The sequence below is a fragment of the Nonomuraea sp. NPDC050404 genome, from assembly GCF_040655495.1.
Classification (GTDB): Bacteria; Actinomycetota; Actinomycetes; order Streptosporangiales; family Streptosporangiaceae; genus Nonomuraea.
In genome coordinates this window covers 1-14056 of the sequence record NZ_JBFAKB010000065.1, presented here as the reverse complement: position 1 = coordinate 14056, position 14056 = coordinate 1, and the positions used below count along the sequence as shown (strand labels likewise).

General features: G+C 66.0%; 14 protein-coding genes and 1 pseudogene. 11 read left to right on the top strand and 4 right to left on the bottom strand.

All coding sequences use genetic code 11. From position 1 onward, the window contains the following. The first annotated feature begins 602 nt into the window (after positions 1-602). Entirely contained in the window at positions 603-1361 is a 759-nt protein-coding gene (locus AB0I81_RS63450) for a GDSL-type esterase/lipase family protein (RefSeq protein WP_360680468.1), read from the top strand. A gap of 506 nt (positions 1362-1867) precedes the next feature. Here AB0I81_RS63450 and AB0I81_RS63445 read toward each other — a convergent pair. Continuing rightward, complete coding sequence (locus tag AB0I81_RS63445; RefSeq protein WP_360680465.1) at positions 1868-2260, bottom strand: SSI family serine proteinase inhibitor; 393 nt, start codon at positions 2258-2260, stop codon at positions 1868-1870. 167 nt (positions 2261-2427) lie between these two features. Here AB0I81_RS63445 and AB0I81_RS63440 point away from each other — a divergent pair, with 167 nt between their 5' ends. The 3 genes from AB0I81_RS63440 (at position 2428) to AB0I81_RS63430 (ending at position 6172) form a co-directional block, all read left to right on the top strand. Then, positions 2428-3873: a Vps62-related protein gene (locus tag AB0I81_RS63440; protein WP_360680463.1), complete on the top strand. Its 1446-nt coding sequence runs from the start codon at positions 2428-2430 to the stop codon at positions 3871-3873. Between the two features lie 547 nt (positions 3874-4420). Beyond that, positions 4421-4705: a hypothetical protein gene (locus AB0I81_RS63435; RefSeq protein WP_360680461.1), complete on the top strand. Its 285-nt coding sequence runs from the start codon at positions 4421-4423 to the stop codon at positions 4703-4705. Positions 4706-5071: 366 nt separating this feature from the next. After that, on the top strand, positions 5072-6172 hold the full coding sequence (locus AB0I81_RS63430) for an integrase core domain-containing protein (protein WP_360680459.1): 1101 nt from the start codon (positions 5072-5074) through the stop codon (positions 6170-6172). Here the strand turns inward: AB0I81_RS63430 and AB0I81_RS63425 are convergent. Then, positions 6158-6280 (bottom strand): hypothetical protein, encoded by a 123-nt coding sequence (locus AB0I81_RS63425; RefSeq protein ID WP_360680456.1) that lies wholly within the window; start codon positions 6278-6280, stop codon positions 6158-6160. The two genes, AB0I81_RS63430 and AB0I81_RS63425, sit on opposite strands and share 15 nt — an antisense overlap. 434 nt (positions 6281-6714) lie before the next feature. Beyond that, the gene (locus tag AB0I81_RS63420) at positions 6715-7857 is read right to left on the bottom strand and encodes a LamG-like jellyroll fold domain-containing protein (protein ID WP_360680454.1); all 1143 of its coding nucleotides are present in this window, start codon (positions 7855-7857) and stop codon (positions 6715-6717) included. A gap of 554 nt (positions 7858-8411) precedes the next feature. Between AB0I81_RS63420 and AB0I81_RS63415 the strand changes: the two genes are divergently transcribed. From AB0I81_RS63415 to AB0I81_RS63385, 7 genes and pseudogenes are all read left to right on the top strand, one after another. Continuing rightward, positions 8412-9113, top strand: coding sequence for a hypothetical protein (locus AB0I81_RS63415; RefSeq protein WP_360680451.1), 702 nt, complete (start codon positions 8412-8414; stop codon positions 9111-9113). A 61-nt stretch (positions 9114-9174) separates the two neighbouring features. Then, a complete protein-coding gene (locus AB0I81_RS63410) occupies positions 9175-9450 on the top strand; it encodes a hypothetical protein (protein WP_360680448.1) in 276 nt (91 codons plus the stop codon). Beyond that, entirely contained in the window at positions 9450-10061 is a 612-nt protein-coding gene (locus AB0I81_RS63405) for a hypothetical protein (protein WP_360680445.1), read from the top strand. The genes AB0I81_RS63410 and AB0I81_RS63405 overlap by 1 nt, the downstream gene beginning before the upstream one ends. A gap of 7 nt (positions 10062-10068) precedes the next feature. After that, a complete protein-coding gene (locus AB0I81_RS63400; RefSeq protein WP_360680442.1) occupies positions 10069-11139 on the top strand; it encodes a Mov34/MPN/PAD-1 family protein in 1071 nt (356 codons plus the stop codon). Positions 11140-11156: 17 nt separating this feature from the next. Further along, positions 11157-11471: a hypothetical protein gene (locus AB0I81_RS63395; protein WP_360680439.1), complete on the top strand. Its 315-nt coding sequence runs from the start codon at positions 11157-11159 to the stop codon at positions 11469-11471. Between the two features lie 11 nt (positions 11472-11482). Then, entirely contained in the window at positions 11483-12676 is a 1194-nt protein-coding gene (locus tag AB0I81_RS63390; RefSeq protein WP_360680437.1) for a ThiF family adenylyltransferase, read from the top strand. A 65-nt stretch (positions 12677-12741) separates the two neighbouring features. Continuing rightward, positions 12742-12915, top strand: a pseudogene (locus AB0I81_RS63385) (IS5/IS1182 family transposase); the annotation flags it as partial. A gap of 42 nt (positions 12916-12957) precedes the next feature. On the opposite strand, the gene AB0I81_RS63380 reads toward AB0I81_RS63385, so the two are convergent. Continuing rightward, positions 12958-13908: an integrase core domain-containing protein gene (locus tag AB0I81_RS63380; RefSeq protein ID WP_360680434.1), complete on the bottom strand. Its 951-nt coding sequence runs from the start codon at positions 13906-13908 to the stop codon at positions 12958-12960. Positions 13909-14056: the final 148 nt, after the last annotated feature.

Here is a 14056-nt window from a genome sequence, read left to right as displayed (position 1 = left end):
CGATCTCGGAGGGCCAACCTCCATCACCAGCACAGCACCGCCTTCAGAAAGCACGACCTTCTACATCGCAACCTCCAACAGCGTTCGTGGCACACAGATCTCCACGTCCTTGGAGGCGTCACCTCGCGCGAGAAGCGACAACCAGCCGGACAACCGGACCATCATCAGATACAGCAGGCGTAGAAACACGAGTGCCGAGGATAGAAGGCCAAGCCAGATGCCATGGACGAGTTTGGGCACCGCACAGGACCGAGTGTCGACTGAGGAGGTAGGGCAGACCCGGCGCGCCGTCCACTATGGGCGGCCTCGCGCCCGGCAGCCAGGGCATCCCAGCGTTTGACGGCGTGGTGTCCGGCCTGGCCTGGTTGATCCGAGCCCAGGCATCCTTCGGCAGCACCAGCCAGGCTTGCCCGGCAGCGTAGCACCATCCGAACACCAGACCCGTTGCGCCTCGGAAAGCCGCTCGGACACCTCATGAGGCAGAGAACGTTTGACAGCCGTACGAGCCAGCCAAGAGGCGATCAAGAAAGGTCACGGAGCAGTCGGCGATGTGACCCATTGAGCCTTGACCATATTAACTTAGAGTAATTAAAATTCACTGTGTGTCATCACACCACGCGGCGGGCAATGTCGTTAACCTCATGATCGTCGGGGACTCCATCAGCCATGGCAGCAGCGGAGACTGGACCTGGCGCTACCGCCTCTACCAGCACCTACGCACGCACGGAGTGAACCTCGACTTCGTCGGCCCCAAGAATGATCTGGACGCCATCACCACATCCCAGGTAGGCGACGGAGACCGCGCCTACGCCGATCCCGATTTCGACACCGATCACGACGCGCAGTGGGGCAGACCGTACTGCCTGGAGATGGACGAGATCGCGGCCAAGGTCTCCGCGCACCGCCCCGACTACCTTCTGGTGCTGCTCGGGATCAACGATCTGTTCTGGTACGACCACACCCCCGAGCAGAACGAGGCCAGCCTGCGCACCTTCATCACCGCGGCCCGCAGCGGCAATCCGGCGCTGCGACTGGTGCTCGGAACACTGCTGGACACCCACAAAGCCGGCGTGGACCCGATCTTCAACGCCCGGGTCAGCGAGTTCAACCGACGGCTGATCACCACCAGTTGCGACCTGCACACGCCCGAGTCGCCAATCGTGATCGCGGCCACACACGCCGAATTCGTTGCCTCGGCCCACACCTGGGACGGCACCCACCCCAACGCCCAGGGCGAGTTGCGCATCGCCGCCGCATTCGCCGACACGCTGGCCGGCCAGTTCGGCATCGGGGCACCATATCCGCGCCCGTTCCCAACCGTCGCCGAGGTCCCCGCCGCGGCCAAGAAACTCATCGCGTAAAGACATCGTCCGCCCGCCGCATGCCCGGATGCCGCGATTGAACGATCATCGCGTACCCATTAATGCGCTGAACACGATGCATCAGCACCCAGGCAGCCAGTTGGCGCATCCGATCAAGGTCTGCAAGCTCACGGACCCGGGGCATATGTAGCGGATCGCGCCCTGCGGTTACGAGCAGTGCAGCGCACCACGGCGGGCGATGATCGCATCGGCCAAAGCCGGCGGGATCATCGCCCGCCGGTCACCACCCACCCGGAGTGGCCCAATAGGACGCAATCTCCGCTGACATCGGCGCGATCTTCGAGTACCTGAAGAATCTCGCGCGGGGTTTCTTCCACCGCCGTAACGACAAGTAGTTTTTATTACTAAAAGTAGTCATACAAGCGGCACTTTGAAGAAGACGGGAGACTCCCATGCCTCCCACCGCAGTCAAATCGGCCGTGGTCGCTGGCCTGCCTCCTAGTCTATTACCGAGCATGGGAACGGTGCACGTCCACGCAGCCGTGTCAGAAGCCGAATACCGGCCCAGTCGCGGTGCGAAGTTCGCAGGCGTTGGAGTAGTCCTCATGGAAACGGATCGCCTTGCCGTTCCATACACCGCTAGCCCTCGCCGTCACTGGCAGATACTCCTTGGGGCAGGGGGTGTGGCCGTGGGGGCGTGCTCCGATGTCGCCGTTGACGTGCTTAAGAGCGGCGCAGGCCGCATCGGCATGAGGGTGGGTGCCGCCTGCGGGGTTGCAGGTCAGCCTGGCTGATCGCACTGGCACGCCTTCGATGTCGGTAACGTGCAGGGCGATGCTGGCCTTTGGGATGGTGGCGTGCGCGGGAGTGGCGAATCCGATGATGGGCAGGGCCGCCAAGGCTGCGCTCGTGGCGGTGCGGGCGAGAACGGTACGCATGACTCTCCTCCACCTGTCACTTTTTGTAGTCTTTATAAACACAGAGTGGCCATGCGAGCCATCGAACCGTACGAGATCTGGCCTCGTCTTGCCACGATCGGCCGTTACTCGTTGCCACCAACCGACCACGAATAGGGGTGGACGTTGGATGACAAGGGAGAGCCACCGTGAGCACGGACAACACCAGGACCGACCGGCCCAAGACGACAACCGCCCCCACCCGCCGCGAGGTCGCCGAGGTCGTGGCCGAGGCCACCGAGGCCACCCTGCACGGCACACCTGACCACGCCAGAGCCGAGCGCTCATCCGCGCCGGCCGCCGGCACCACGGCGGCGCAGACGCAACGCTACGGCGATCTCGAACTCCGCTTCACCAGCACCTTCACGGACAGCTCTACCACACGTGGCATGATCATCCAGAACCCGGTACCGCCGTCCGGCTGGCGATCACTCGGCACCGTGCTGTGCCACCCGTCCGAAGACGTCGCGCTGGTGGTCAAGGACTGCTCCGCACAGGGAGATCTCCTGAAGTCGCCGACCGGGTTCACCCGCCTGGCCGAGCTCAAGGCCGGCCACATCCACTACGCCACCATCTGGCAGCCCAACGCGCCCAGCGGCTATGCCGCGCTGGGCGTGTACGTCACCCCGGCCGGGAGCACCCCTGCCCCCGACGCGGTGGCCTGCGTGAAAAAGACGCACAACGGCCGCACCTACGCCCGGCAGGCCGAGCTGAGCACATCCGGCGCCCTAACCTGGTTTCGCCACAACGTGACCCCGCCCTACCCGCACGGCGACGCCGAAGAACACCTGCTGCTGCCCGTCGGCACCATGTCCTACAACCCCGACCCGAACCCGGCGCCCACCGCCACGACCTGGATCCTGGACCTGCCCGCCGTGGTCGACAAGCTGGACGGCCCCGACACCCCCGACCTGGAGAACTACAACTCGCCGCCGGCGCAGACCATCATCACCGACCGGGCCGTCACCGTGCCGTTCTTCCTGGTCGCCGACCCGGCGCGGACCCGCCGGTGGAAGGCCGAGCATTCGCCGTTCTACAAGATCCTGCGCAAGCGGACCTTTGCCCTCGTCCGGCACGTGGACTACCGCGGCGCCGGCGGCGGGCAGATCTCCGAGAGCGTCACGCAGGGCGTCTCCACCGAGAAATCGGAGGAGTTCTCCCTCACCACCGGGATCACCGTCGGGGTCAGCGTCGGCGTGGAGGCCTCGGCCAAGCCGTTCGGCGTGGGGGCCAGCACCACCGTGGAGACCTCCGTCAGCACCTCGATCGAAATGGGCTACAGCCGCCGCTACGGTGTCACCAGCATGGAGTCCAAGACCGTCGGCGTCACCTACGAGGTGCCCGCCGACCACGCCGGCGCGCTGTGGTCGGAAAAACACGAGCTCATCCCGGTCCGCGCCGACGACTCCACGGTCACCAACGCCACCCTCACCTTCGACAGCGGCTCCTACGTCGGGCGCACCTACCCGCACACCGACCAGGCACCCCCGAAGGTGAGCGACCCCACACCGGCCGCCACCACCGCCGACGGCACACCCATCCCGAACCTGTGGGAAAACCTCGACCAGATCGAAGTCATCCCAGCCGGCACCTGACCGCAACCCGACCTCAGGTCCGGGAAGGTGACCGGGAGAAGGGCCGCCTCCTTCGGGGTCGAGGTGACGGCGCGGAGAAGGGCGACTCCTGCGCCTGCTAGAGACAGGTCAGTAACGCTGTGTAACAGCGTTACTGACCTGTTGCCGCAAAGCACTGTCACAATCCTGTCGCCCAACAAGGGTCGCGCATGACGCGGCGCATGCTGCGCGACCATGACCAGCGGAGCGCGACCTGACGGGCCCGACCTGATCACTTCTTCCCGGAAACCGCCTACTGGCGATGGAACGAAATCCGGCGCGGGCCGGATTCAGAGGAGGGGAAACGCTCGACTCACTGACCAGCGGGAACCCCGTTAACGCCGGATCCCGTTCCAGTACTCCCGACACTTAGCGTAGCTACCCGTCAGTAGAGTCCTGGGCCCCCGGCCAGCCGGGCGCGTCCAGCGCTTACGCAAAAGCCAGGCATTGATTACATATAGTAGTCGCCTAATAACTGTGAGTGTATCCTCGGAGGCGTAAACACTCCCCACCGAAGGGACCACCCAGCATGATGATCACGCCTCGCGCTGCTCGGCTCACCGCAGCGTCGCTGGCCGCAACAGCCGCCTTTGCTGTTGCCGCCCTCGTCGCCGCCCCGGCGTCGGCCACCCCGACCGTCCAGCAGCACGAGGATTACTGGTACGCGGTCAACCGCAACTACTTCACCTGGGCTCAATGCGCCTGGGACGGCCGCGGCTATGTCGACCGCGGTGAGGCCAGGGACTGGCAGTGTGAGCTCAACGGCCCCTGGCACCCCACCCAGACCTACACCCTGTCCATCTTGGGCGGCTGACCCCCGGCGACACCCTCGGGCGTTCCTGGCCGGCCTGGTGCGCCTGGCCAGGAACGCCTGGCGTTCCACGGTCGTCTAGCCTCAGGAGCGCCGGGGCTTGATCATGCGACGGTGCATGCTGGGCGGCCTTCAGCGTGCCCGGCGCCGCCGCCCTGACAAGAATTGCGGTGCGTACGCTGCGATTGACGAGAGGGCTGCCCGCCCTCCCCTGCTCGATGGGAGACCAGAGGGAGGAGGGGAAACGCTCGACTTTGCGCCTGCCGATAATTACATCCGCCCAGGTCATGACTCTGCGAGGGCTTTGCTTGGCGTACACGAGCTCCGGTCCCCCGGGAGACGAAAGCGTGTACGGCAGGATGATCCGCTGTGCTCCTTCGCCTGGCCTATCTGACCGTCACGAACGCCTTTGCCGCGCTGCGGTTGCTGCCCATGAGCGATCGGGACAAGGACGTGGAGATCCTCATCCTGCGTCACCAGGTCACCGTCCTGGAACGCCAACTTGGTGCTGACACCAAAGTGAAATTCGCACCCGAAGACCGGGCCCTTCTCGCCGCTCTCCTGACCTCGCTGCCCCGAGAGGTCCTGCGCCAGCTGCGACTCCTCGTCCGACCGGACACGGTCCTGCGCTGGCACCGCGACATGATGAGACGGCGCCATGCCCGTACCTGCCGACCGAAGCGGCCTGGCCGCCCACCCACCGTCCACTCCATCCGCACCCTCATCCTGCGCCTGGTCCGGGAGAACCCCAGCTGGGGCTACCGACGGATCCACGGAGAGCTCACCACACTGAGCATCAAGGTCGCGCCGTCCACGGTATGGGAAATTCTCAAGCAGGAAGGGCTCGATCCGGCGCCCGAGCGGGCGTCCACCAGATGGGCCGACTTCCTGCGCTCGCAAGCCGACGCGCTGCTGGCCTGCGATTTCATCGAGACCATCACCTTGAACGGGCAGCGCCAGTACATCCTGGCAGTCATCGAGCACTCCACCAGACGCATCCGGGTACTCGGCACCACCGCGCACCCGAGCGCCGACTGGGTTACCCAGGCAATCAGAAACCTGGTGATGGACCTGGACGATGCGGACTGCCGGGCGCGCTATCTGATCCGAGATAGGGACGGGAAGTTCCCAGCCCTCATGGACGAGATCCTCGCCGAGGCCGGCATCAAGACGGTGCTCACCGGCATCCGGATGCCGCGCATGAACTCGATCATGGAGCGGTGGGTGCAGTCATGCCGCAACGAGCTTCTCGACCGCTGCCTGCTCTGGAACGAACACCACCTGCGGCACGCGCTTCGCGAATACGAAGACTTCTACAACCAGCATCGAGCCCATCAAGCCCTGGGCCAAGCAGCGCCGCTGCGTACCGTCCCCGATCCGATCACGGATCTAGAGCGAATCATCGACCTGAAAGTACGCCGACGAGCCCGGCTCGGCGGTGTCCTCCACGAGTACTCACACGCCGCTTGAACTGCATGGATGGAATTTTCGGCAGGCGCACAGTTGCTTGGCCAGGTGCTGTGCTTGCTCGGTCAGTTCGGCACGGCGGGCGGCGATCCGTTCCAGCAGCGATGACATCCTGCCTCATCTCCGGTGATTACCGTGAATAACCACACGGATACGGATACTAGAGGGTGGATGTGATCGGCTGCGGTGGATTGGCGAGATGCATGGACCTGCTGATGGCGGACGATCACTTGTCATGATCCCCAGGCTTCACCAGCCCGAGTGCGCCCAATCACGATCAGGCAAGTTCCCTGGCCTGCGGTTTCAGGTTGGCACAAGCTCACTGATCTCCAGTTGGCGCACGGCCCGCGATCAGGGTGCGAGGCAGGGGCTCGCCCAGCCGGTTGGACGGGCCTAGGCCGACCCGCGAGACAAGAAGATCGACACTCCTGCAGGAGGAGGTCGATCGGCTGGGTGGCCAGGACACTGTTGTGGGATCGGGAGTCGGCGATCGGTGGCCGGGGGCCGCCGACGGGGACCGTTCGAATACGACTCCGTCGGGCTTTCTATCGCGGTCGGCCGAGCGCTTTGATCTCGTCCAGGGTAAGGGCCTGGTCGAAGACCTGGACATTCTTGATGCTGCCGGGGAAGAGGTCCGTGTACAGATGGCCGTCATCGCGCGCGCCTCCGATGATCAGTTGGTCCGCGCTTGACTCGGACCTGGCACCGTCCTCGACCTCGGCCGAGCCCATCTGTTTCCCGTCAACATAGAGAGTCCACATGTCCCTGTCACGAACGCCGACAAGGTGAGTCCAGCGACGTGGGGCGGCTTTGATGGACGACAACACACGAAACTCGGCACTGGTGGAGGGCCCGGAGAAGGCCCAGCGATTTGGATTCTTCCAGTATTGCAAGTAGAAAGCGGTCAGGCTACCGGCGGACTGGCTGACGACGGTGACGAAATCCGATGCCGGGGTCAGGGTGTCGAGCCATGCCCAGGCGGAGACGGTGTAGCTGTGGCCCTGGCCGGTCTTGAGCACCGGCCCGGCGGTGGTCACCCGACTGCCGAGACCGTCGAGACCGTCGAACCGGGCGGCCCCGTCGCTGCCTGCGCCCCAGCCCACCGCTGCCGCAGTGCCGTCATAGCTGCCCGCGGCGTCCTTCGCGATCTTCGCTCCGGGTCTCTCATCGAGCGGCCACGCGGCGACGGGTTCGGGTACGCGTGTGCTGTCAGCCAACCAGATGCCAGCGGGAATGCCCCCCGCGACCAGGGCCAATCCGCCGAGGACAACGGTCCGACGTGTGAGGTGGCCCCGAGGGGCATTCCGCCAGATCTGCAGGGAGGCGCCCCGGCCGGGTGACCCCGGAGGGACCGCGCCGTCCGGCCGATCGGCGAGCGGCACCGTGCGCCGGGAGTCGGTCTCCGCATCTCCGGTGACGGGAGCTGCCAACGCGGAGGTTGCGCGGAGTGCATTGGCCCGCGCCCATCGACGGTGTAACTCGTCCAGTTCACCGGGGGTGGCCTTACACAGACGGGCGAAGCCCTCGATGGGAGCGTAATCGGCGGGCAGGGTAGCGCCGCTGCAGTACCGATGGAGCGTGGAGGTGCTGATCCGCAGCCGCTTGGCGAGAGCGTCGTAGCTGTGGGGAGTGCGGTCCTTCAGCTCCTTAAGAAGGGCCGCCAAACTGCCTATTTCGGCATGCGTCATGACCGCTTCTCCCACTCTCATGATGCCCCCGCCACACCTTGGTGCATCCCAGGATATTCCACCCACCCACATTCCTGCAGGACAGCTAGGGAAGAACGTTCTGACGTCCCTTCTCATCCCAGATCTCTGGCGATGCACTGACCGCTGTGGCCAAGATGAGGAGGCCATCAAGACACGGACAGCAGCGCGAACTTTCTCTTTCGTTGCCGCATGTCTCCTGGTGAAAGCTGCTCCAGAAGAACCGGGGGTGGCTGGGAGGAAGAGGGGAGGCTTTCGATATTTCGAATACGTATTCGTGCGGCGGTGCTTGTGGTGGTCACCGTGACGAGCGGTCTGCTGCTCACCGCCTGGGGGGCGACGTTGGAGCCTAGTAGGAACGGCGTCGCAAGATCGGCCGAGCGGGGAGGACCTGCCGGTCACCGGCTCCTGGGCCGTGTAACGACGGGCTTCGGCCGGCCGGCGAATGCGACGAGCCGACCGAGCGGGAACGTGGCCCGTCGTCGGGACGGTACCTCGGAGGAAAGGCACTGCACAAACTATTACGGGCGGGGTGGATGGACTTAATCGTCAAGGCTCTCCTCGAGGCGATGTTCGCCCTCGGGATCGACGAGCTTCGCCGTCGAGATTTCTGGCGCCCGCTGCGGGCACACGCTCCCACTTCGGGACCTCCGGCCGGCGAGCTGCGCGCCGAGTTCGAAGCGGGTCATGGGCCGCGTCCTTCAGTGGTCATGATCGGGCTGCGGCGGGGCGACGCGTGGCATTACAGTATCCCGGTTCGGTATGGCGAGCGTCTCCGGTTGCAGCTGAGCAGAGGTGTCTACCAACTCTGCGCCTGGTTCTTCGCCGACCTCCCGGAGTCCGCCGCCCCCACCCTCGTCGCGATCGCGAACCAGGAGATCCGAGTCCTGTCCAACAGGCCCGAGAAGTTCGTCGTGCGGGGCCATGAGCCCACGCATGCGCAACTGGCGGAGATCCTCTCGGTCGCGCCCGCGCGAGGCCTGCCCTTCCTGATCACACATGAACAGCAGCCCTTGGAGTCTGCTGCGACGTCATCGACGCCGTCCCCACTGGAACGGCGCACAGATTCGGATTTCGAACCGGAACTGGTACTCGTCTGCGCGCCCGTCTGCGGACACGTGGACCCGTCCGGGAACAGATGCGCCGAGGCCGCCGCGGGCAATGGCACCAGGTGCCCGGCACACGCCGGGCACGACAGTGAATTCGACATCCTCGGATGGATCGGGTCGGAGCCGTAGAGCCGGAATTCCGCGTCCTGAGCCCTCCATGTAGACCGCCGAGACAACCCCGGAAAGAGCTGTGGATAACAAGACTCTTATCAATTTCCTGCATCCCACGAACCCGTCACAACTTCTCTCGGTCAAGGTGCCGCGCGATTCCTCAGCGGCATGGCTGGTGCAGCAGATGATCAACGCGGGGTTCATTCCGCAGGCCAGCGACGTGGGCCAGTACAAACTCCAGGACACCCGCTCCAACAACCTGCTGCACGACACGCAGAGCCTGGCCGACGCGGGGATCCAGGACGGCGCGAACCTCCGGGTCATTCACGCGACGAGCGGCGCGGGGCGAGGCTGATGAGGCCGGCCGAGCTGATCGAGCGCCGTAGGTTCGACTTCCGCGTCCTCTCCGACATGCGCGGCCCGATGTTCGACTTCGGGGCGTATCGCGGCCGCGGCGACCTGGAGGCCGAGCGCAACGAGATCATCGGCGTGGACGAGGGCGGCTGGGCGAGCAAGTATGTCATGCGCCTGCGGATCCCCACTCTGGTCGGGCCTGGCACGTTCCGGGATGAGACGGTGTTCGGCGTCGATCTGGACCGCGCCGACTATCCGCTGGCGGAGCCGGTGACCTGGCTGATCTCCGAGCCCATCCCCTGGTCGCCACACTTCCAGAGGAGCTCGCCCATCTGCATCGGCTCGGAGTTCTGGCTGGCCCGAAAAGGCCATGTGACCCTCGGGGAGTTGATCATCCACGTCGCGATGATGCTCAACTGGGACGAGAAGGGCCGTGGCCCCGGCTATGCCGGATGGAACGACGAGGCGATCAAGTACCACGCCGACCACTACCACGGCCGTGCGCTGAATCCAGACATGGTGTACCCGGCGCTGCCAGGCTGGCTCTACGGTGATACGCCTGACCCGGGGCCCGACTTCGAGATCGTCGACCGCCGGTCGATTGAGTGGTAGGGGCGCCGTGTCTGGGCAGGATCCCGACTTCGAGATCGTCGGAGAGCAGTTCGATGTGCCGTTCCGTGCGCGCAGCGGCTATCGCCGGTATATCCGCATCACGGTCGACGACAGTTCGAGCGTCTACGTCGACCGCGAAGTGGCGGCGCGCTTACGGCGGCACGCGCGCCACGCCGCCCCGCGCGAAACCGGTGGGCTGCTGGCCGGACGGGCGTTCCGCGACAACCAAGGCGCGTACCTGATCATTACCGGCATGGCCGCCGCCCCGCCCGAGTCCGGCGGTCGCGGCTGGTTCCACCTCACCCCCGAGGGCACGCAAATGCTGCGTGAGGAACTGGCCGAACGCGAGGCGAGCGCGGATGTCGTCGGCTGGTGGCACAGCCACGAGGTCGCCAGCCCGTACAGCTCACATGACCGCGCCAACCAGACGATGTGGGACAAGTCCTCGCACGTCGGGCTGCTCGTGTTCGCGGCGGGCGCTCCCTGGGCGAGACTGCACATGGGCCCCGACTCAGCCGGGGAGATCGACTCGTACGATGACCCGGGATCCGTGGCGGCCGAGCCCGCTGCGGATCGAGACGCGGCACAGGCTCTGCTCCCGCCTGAAACCCGTCCCGCGCTGTCGCCGGTAGGGCGACCGGTGCAGATCCGGGAAAGGCCCCCCGCTCCGTCAGTCACTCAGCTCCGGCGGCTCATCACGACCGTCGCCGTGGCGGCGGGGTTGGGCGTCGTCCTGGTGGCGCTGCTTCAAACGCTGCGGCCGGCCCCTGGCCCCGCGGCCGCTCCGTCATCGGCACCGCCTCCGGTCGCGAGCACTCCGTTCTTCGTACCGGAGGAACCCCGGCCCACCAACCTCTCCTGGTGGTGCGTGATCGAGAGCGACAGAGGCTCGGCGCGCTGCCGCGCGCGCACCGAACCGCCCCTCCCGATCCTCTGGTACCTCGACGGGCAGATCGTCGGCTTTGATCCGGAGGTGACCATCGCGATCCGCAGGGGCAAGAAGAACATCCTCACGCTGAGTGCCTTGGGCAATCGCGCATTGCACGAGGTGGGTCGTGTGGATCTGCCTGAGAGATAGCAAAGGAGGGGTGGGACATGGACGCCCTCGTGGGAATCGCGATCATCGCGATCCTGGTGATCCTGGTGATCTGGGCGCTGATCCGCGGGGGGAGTAAAGGCCGTACGGACACCGTCGGCTACACCCTCGATCACGCACAGCCCCCCGAGGTGCATCCGGATTTCGAGATCATCACTTCGCTCCCGCCCAGCCCGAATCCGCCAGCCGAGGCGGAGCCGCCGGATCCGGGGTTCGAGAACCCCCGTCAGTGGACCAACGCCAACGCGGTCTGCCTGCGCACCGGGCGATCGGCGGCGATGTGCGGCTGCGACATCCACCAGAAAGTTAACTGAGCGAAGGACACATGAGCGAGGACGCCCTCCATTCCCGATCAATACTGGCCGGATACGATCCCACGCGACTCGCCCGGGCGCAGGTGCTCGTCGTGGGCCTGGGCGCGCTGGGCCAGAACATCCTGCAGACCCTCGCGCTGAGCGGCGTCGGCCGGTTCCTGCTCATCGACTTCGACGAGTTCGAGGACCACAACGCGACGCGGTCGCCGTTTTTCCCGTCCCCCGCCGAGCGCGTACGCCGCGGCGGCCGCAAAGCGTCCTGCGTCGCGCACCGCGCGCTCGCCGTCAACACCGCCGAGTCCCCCGAAATCCGCTTTCGCGAGACGACCGTGCAGCGCGCCGGGGACGGCTGCATCCGCTGGGCCGATGTGGTGGTGTCGGCCGTCGACGGCATCAGGGCCCGCGCCTGGCTGTCCGAACGCGCGCGACTGCATGGCAAACCGCTCGTCGAAGGCGGTTTCGCGGGGCCCGAGTACAACTTCTCCGCCTTCTCCGGCGAGCGGGGAGCCAACTGCTACCGCTGCTTCAATCCGGCCACGTTCTCCTCCATGTCCTGCCGCGAGTACGCGCGGGAGGCCGCGCGGCGCAACGTCATTCCGGCTATCCAGTCCACCGCGTCAGTGCTCGGCGGGATGATGGCCGAACAGGTCATGAACCTTCTGCACGGCGACGAGAGCGCGTACGGGCGCCGTTTCTCCGGTGACATCCGGCGGGCGACGTTTCGGCGGTCGAATCTGCTGCCCAATCCCCAATGCCCGGGGGAGCACGAACCGCTGCCGGCCCGGCGCGCGCCCGAGAGCCTGTCCAGGCCGCGTACCGTGGCCGATCTGGTCGATGTCGTGCGCGAGCAGACCGCGGGCGGCTTGATCGTCCCGTCGGAGCCCATCGTCCTGGCCGCCCCCTGCACAAGGTGCCGGAACCTGTGCCAGGTGCGGGCCGGCGAGTCGGCCTGGACGCTCGACTCGCGCTGCACCGCATGTGGCGGCCCCTGGAAGATCACCGCCGCCCGTCATCCCGGTCTCACGGTCATGATCGAAACCGATGGCGAGCTCGACGCCGATGTCGCCGCCACCCAGCTCGCCGACATCGGCATCCCTCCGGGAGGCCACGTCATGATCGCCGCCCCCGACACCACCCGCCACCTGCTCCAGCTCCCCGGCGACCCGGTGGACCTCTGGTGTCTGGCGGCCCGGCCGGCGGACTAGGAGCCTTCTGATGATGTTGCTGGTCAGGCTTCCGATCATGCAGGTCGGGGGTCAGGCTGGGCAGCATGATGGGGCATCGTCGCGAGCGGCCGATCGGGCCGGATGTGTGGAGCACCTGCCGGGAGTTGATCCCGGCAGGCAGCGTGTACGCGTTCTTGGCCGAGCATCGTGATGAGCTGTTTCCCGAGGAGATGTTCGCCGACCTGTACGCGGCGACCGATGGCCGGCCGAGTGTCCCGCCGCAGGAACTGTGCGCCTGCCGATAATTCCATCCGTGCAGGTCAAGCCGCATGTGAGTACTCGTGGAGGAGGCCGCCGAGCCGGTCTCGTCGGCGTATGTTCAGGTCGATGATTTGCTCGGGATCCGTGATCGGATCGGGGACCGTGCGTAGCGGAGCCGCTTGGCCCAGGGCTTGGTGGGCTCGATGCTGGTTGTAGAACCGTTCGTACTCGCGAAGGGCGTGCCACAGGTGGCGTTCGTTCCAGAGCAGGCAGCGGTCGAGGAGTTCACGGCGGCAGGACTGTACCCATCGCTCCATGATCGAGTTCATGCGCGGCATCCGGATGCCGGTGAGCACTGTCTTGATGCCGGCCTCGGCGAGGATCTCGTCCATGAGGGCTGGGAACTTCCCGTCCCGATCTCGGATCAGATAGCGCGCCCGGCAGTCCGCATCGTCCAGGTCCATCACCAGGTTTCTGATTGCCTGGGTAACCCAGTCGGCGCTCGGGTGCGCGGTGGTGCCGAGTACCCGGATGCGCCTGGTGGAGTGCTCGATGACTGCCAGGATGTACTGGCGCTGCCCGTTCAAGGTGATGGTCTCGATGAAATCGCAGGCCAGCAGCGCGTCGGCTTGCGAGCGCAGGAAGTCGGCCCATCTGGTGGACGCCCGCTCGGGCGCCGGATCAAGACCTGCCTGCTTGAGGATCTCCCAGACCGTGGACGGTGCGATCTCGATGCCGAGCGTGGTGAGCTCTCCGTGGACTCGCCGGTAGCCCCAGGCCGGGTTCTCCCGAACCAGGCGCAGGACGAGAGCGCGGATGGAGCGGACCGTGGGTGGGCGCCCACGTCGTTTCGGCCGGCAGGTACGGGCATGACGACGTCTCATCAGATCGCGGTGCCAGCGCAGGACGGTGTCCGGCCGGACGAGAAGCCGCAACCGGCGTAGGACCTCGCGGGGCAGCGAGGTCAGGAGCGCGGCGAGAAAGGCCCGGTCTTCGGGTGCGAATCTCACTCTGGTCTCAGCGCCGAGTTGGCGTTCCAAGACGGTGACCTGGTGACGCAGGACGAGGTGAGTAGCCGGGGGGAGTTTCACCCCCCGGCTCTCGCAGAACCGGACGTGAACCTCGCAGCTCATCCGGCTCCCATTGCCCAGCCATCAG

What these genes read in the sequence shown, in the direction of transcription:
- AB0I81_RS63420 (WP_360680454.1), bottom strand. Translation starts at nt 7,857, where the DNA reads ATGACGCATGCCGAAATAGGCAGTTTGGCGGCCCTTCTTAAGGAGCTG.
- AB0I81_RS63425 (WP_360680456.1), bottom strand. Translation starts at nt 6,280, where the DNA reads ATGTCATCGCTGCTGGAACGGATCGCCGCCCGCCGTGCCGAACTGACC.
- AB0I81_RS63415 (WP_360680451.1), top strand. Translation starts at nt 8,412, where the DNA reads ATGGACTTAATCGTCAAGGCTCTCCTCGAGGCGATGTTCGCCCTCGGG.
- AB0I81_RS63390 (WP_360680437.1), top strand. Translation starts at nt 11,483, where the DNA reads ATGAGCGAGGACGCCCTCCATTCCCGATCAATACTGGCCGGATACGAT.
- AB0I81_RS63435 (WP_360680461.1), top strand. Translation starts at nt 4,421, where the DNA reads ATGATGATCACGCCTCGCGCTGCTCGGCTCACCGCAGCGTCGCTGGCC.
- AB0I81_RS63395 (WP_360680439.1), top strand. Translation starts at nt 11,157, where the DNA reads ATGGACGCCCTCGTGGGAATCGCGATCATCGCGATCCTGGTGATCCTG.
- AB0I81_RS63445 (WP_360680465.1), bottom strand. Translation starts at nt 2,260, where the DNA reads ATGCGTACCGTTCTCGCCCGCACCGCCACGAGCGCAGCCTTGGCGGCC.
- AB0I81_RS63405 (WP_360680445.1), top strand. Translation starts at nt 9,450, where the DNA reads ATGAGGCCGGCCGAGCTGATCGAGCGCCGTAGGTTCGACTTCCGCGTC.